3 protein-coding genes are annotated in these 2,118 nt (G+C 54.0%); 1 reads left to right on the plus strand and 2 read right to left on the minus strand.

What is annotated here, in order from left to right; translation table 11 throughout:
* The first annotated feature begins 109 nt into the window (after positions 1–109).
* Positions 110–400 (plus strand): hypothetical protein, encoded by a 291-nt coding sequence (locus tag C2862_RS24940; RefSeq protein WP_136223744.1) that lies wholly within the window; start codon positions 110–112, stop codon positions 398–400.
* Positions 401–424: 24 nt separating this feature from the next.
* Here the strand turns inward: C2862_RS24940 and C2862_RS24945 are convergent, their stop codons facing one another.
* Positions 425–1,123 (minus strand): choice-of-anchor Q domain-containing protein, encoded by a 699-nt coding sequence (locus tag C2862_RS24945; protein WP_229467599.1) that lies wholly within the window; start codon positions 1,121–1,123, stop codon positions 425–427.
* 9 nt (positions 1,124–1,132) lie between these two features.
* Entirely contained in the window at positions 1,133–1,642 is a 510-nt protein-coding gene (locus C2862_RS24950; protein ID WP_136223748.1) for a hypothetical protein, read from the minus strand.
* Between the last annotated feature and the right edge of the window lie 476 nt (positions 1,643–2,118).

A 2,118-nucleotide genomic window follows, 5' to 3' on the forward strand; every position in this document is an offset into this window, starting at 1 on the left:
GCATCTGAGTTTCCTTACGTTGTTGGGGTCAATGTAAGCGTTTGAGCGGTGGAAACTTCCTAAGTTCAATTTTTTGCGGGAAAAATTTCTTTGGCGTATCAGATGCGCAATGACAATTTCTTCTGGGCAAATACAAAACCAATGTGGTGGCGTAGCGAATGCGGCAATGACAGCGCGCTATTCGGCCTCATCAGTAGTGGGAAAGAAAAAACCCGCGCGGCCAAGGCTTCGCGCGGGTTTAATGGGAGCGGGCGGAACGCTATTTATGACAGACGAGCTTGCTATCGCCCAGCCAAGACAAAGCGATCTCAGCACAAAAAACTGGTATGTAAAAACGAAGCTCGCAGTAAAAAACCCCTTGAGTGCTTTCACTCAAGGGGTTTCAAGATATGAACCTTGATCTTAGATCGACAATTCCACGCGCTTATTTCTTCTCGTACGCGCCGATATCAAAGCCCAGGCCGGTCGGACGAGCAACGCCGTCCTTGTCGGTCTTGAACAAGGTCATGGCCAGGCCCTTGTCGATCATCGGGCTGCCTGCGTTCAGGTGGAAGTCACCGGCGGCCGCGTTGACGAACATCGGATTGGTACGCACCGCGTGGCGCTCATTGGTCGTCGACGATGCGAACTGGGCTGCAGTCATAGTCGAGCCTTTCCAGTCGATGTCGCTGCGGTTGCCGTAGAAACCGTTGTAATCGCTCTTGAAATACGGTGCGTAGATCGACGTGACACGGATGCCGGCCACGGTGCTGTTGACGATCAGGTTGTTCTGGACAGTGTACGGACCGGTGCTGACGGTGCCGTAGTTGAAGTCCATACCGTACTGCATGCCGTAGATCGTGTTGTTGTAGATCTGGGTAGCCTTGGCGTCACTGATCATCACACCCCAATGCTGGGTAGCGGTCGCGGAACACGAATTGGTCTTGCTCGCCGAGCACTTGAGCGTGCCACCGATCATCACGTTGTTGTAGATCTTGATGTTGCTCGATGCAGGCGTGTGGTACGACTGGATCGCCGAACCCGCCGCACGCATGAAGAGGCTGTTGCGGATGGTGACGTTGGTCGCGCCGGCTGCAATATAGATGTGGTGGTCTTGCGCCGTGTGGCTGCCGTTGTCGAGCATCGTCACGTTTTAAATGGTGATGTCGTCGACTGGACCCTGGCCATTGTGCAGGTCGATGGCGCCGTTACCGTACTTGTCTGCAAAGCGCTGGATGGTGATGCCGTCCACGACGACGTGCGAGTTGTTCGAGAAGACCAGGAAGTCGCCTTCGGTCCCCGTGTCGCCCCATTGGCCGTCAAAGACTGGCTTTTCGCCTGGATAGTTTTTGAAGGTCACTGGTGCCGTTGCGGTACCGGACGATTTCCAGATCAGGCCAGCCTGGCCGTAGTACGTACCGCCGCGGGCGCACAGGGTCTTGCCGGCGCTCAGCTTGGCGCTGGCGTACTTGATCGTCTTCCACGGCGAAGCGAGCGTACCAGCGCCGCTGTCGGAGCCGTTCGGCGCGATGTAGTAGTTACACGCCGGGGTGGTCGTGGTCTGTGCGCTTGCCGAGCCGCCGACCGATAACAATACAGCTGCGCTGCAGGCGAGCAAGACACGAATACGGCGATCCGAAGCGAAAGTAAAGCATTTTTGCATCTGAAGTTCCTCAGGTTATGGAGTCAATACAGTTCTTTTGAGCGGTGGAAACTTCCAAAGTTCAATTTTTTGAAGGAAAAATTTCCGCGCCGTACCAAATGCGCAATAGCAATTTCTTCTGTTTATGCGTGGCATGGCGAATACGGCAAGGAATTGCCGCGATCCGAACTCATCAGTAATGGATAAATAAACCGCCGCGCGAGGCAAAACCCGGTGCGGGTTCATTGCGGCCATGCATATCGTTATTTCTTGTTTGGCCAGAACGGGAGCTCAGCCGAAATGAAGCGATTTCGACATAAACACCGGTGTGTCAAAAAGCGCAGGATGCGTGGGTGAGAGTTCGGAAATAAAAAACCCCTTGAGTGCTTCCACTCAAGGGGTTTCAAGATATGAATCTTGCTATTAAATCGACAGTGCGACGTCCTTATTTCTTTTCGTACGCGCCGATATCAAAGCCCAGGCCGGTCGGACGAGCA

It is taken from the genome of Massilia sp. Mn16-1_5 (assembly GCF_004798585.1).
Lineage (GTDB): Bacteria > Pseudomonadota > Gammaproteobacteria > Burkholderiales > Burkholderiaceae_D > Telluria.

What these genes read in the sequence shown, in the direction of transcription:
- C2862_RS24940 (WP_136223744.1), top strand. Translation starts at nt 110, where the DNA reads ATGACAATTTCTTCTGGGCAAATACAAAACCAATGTGGTGGCGTAGCG.
- C2862_RS24945 (WP_229467599.1), bottom strand. Translation starts at nt 1,123, where the DNA reads ATGCTCGACAACGGCAGCCACACGGCGCAAGACCACCACATCTATATT.
- C2862_RS24950 (WP_136223748.1), bottom strand. Translation starts at nt 1,642, where the DNA reads ATGCAAAAATGCTTTACTTTCGCTTCGGATCGCCGTATTCGTGTCTTG.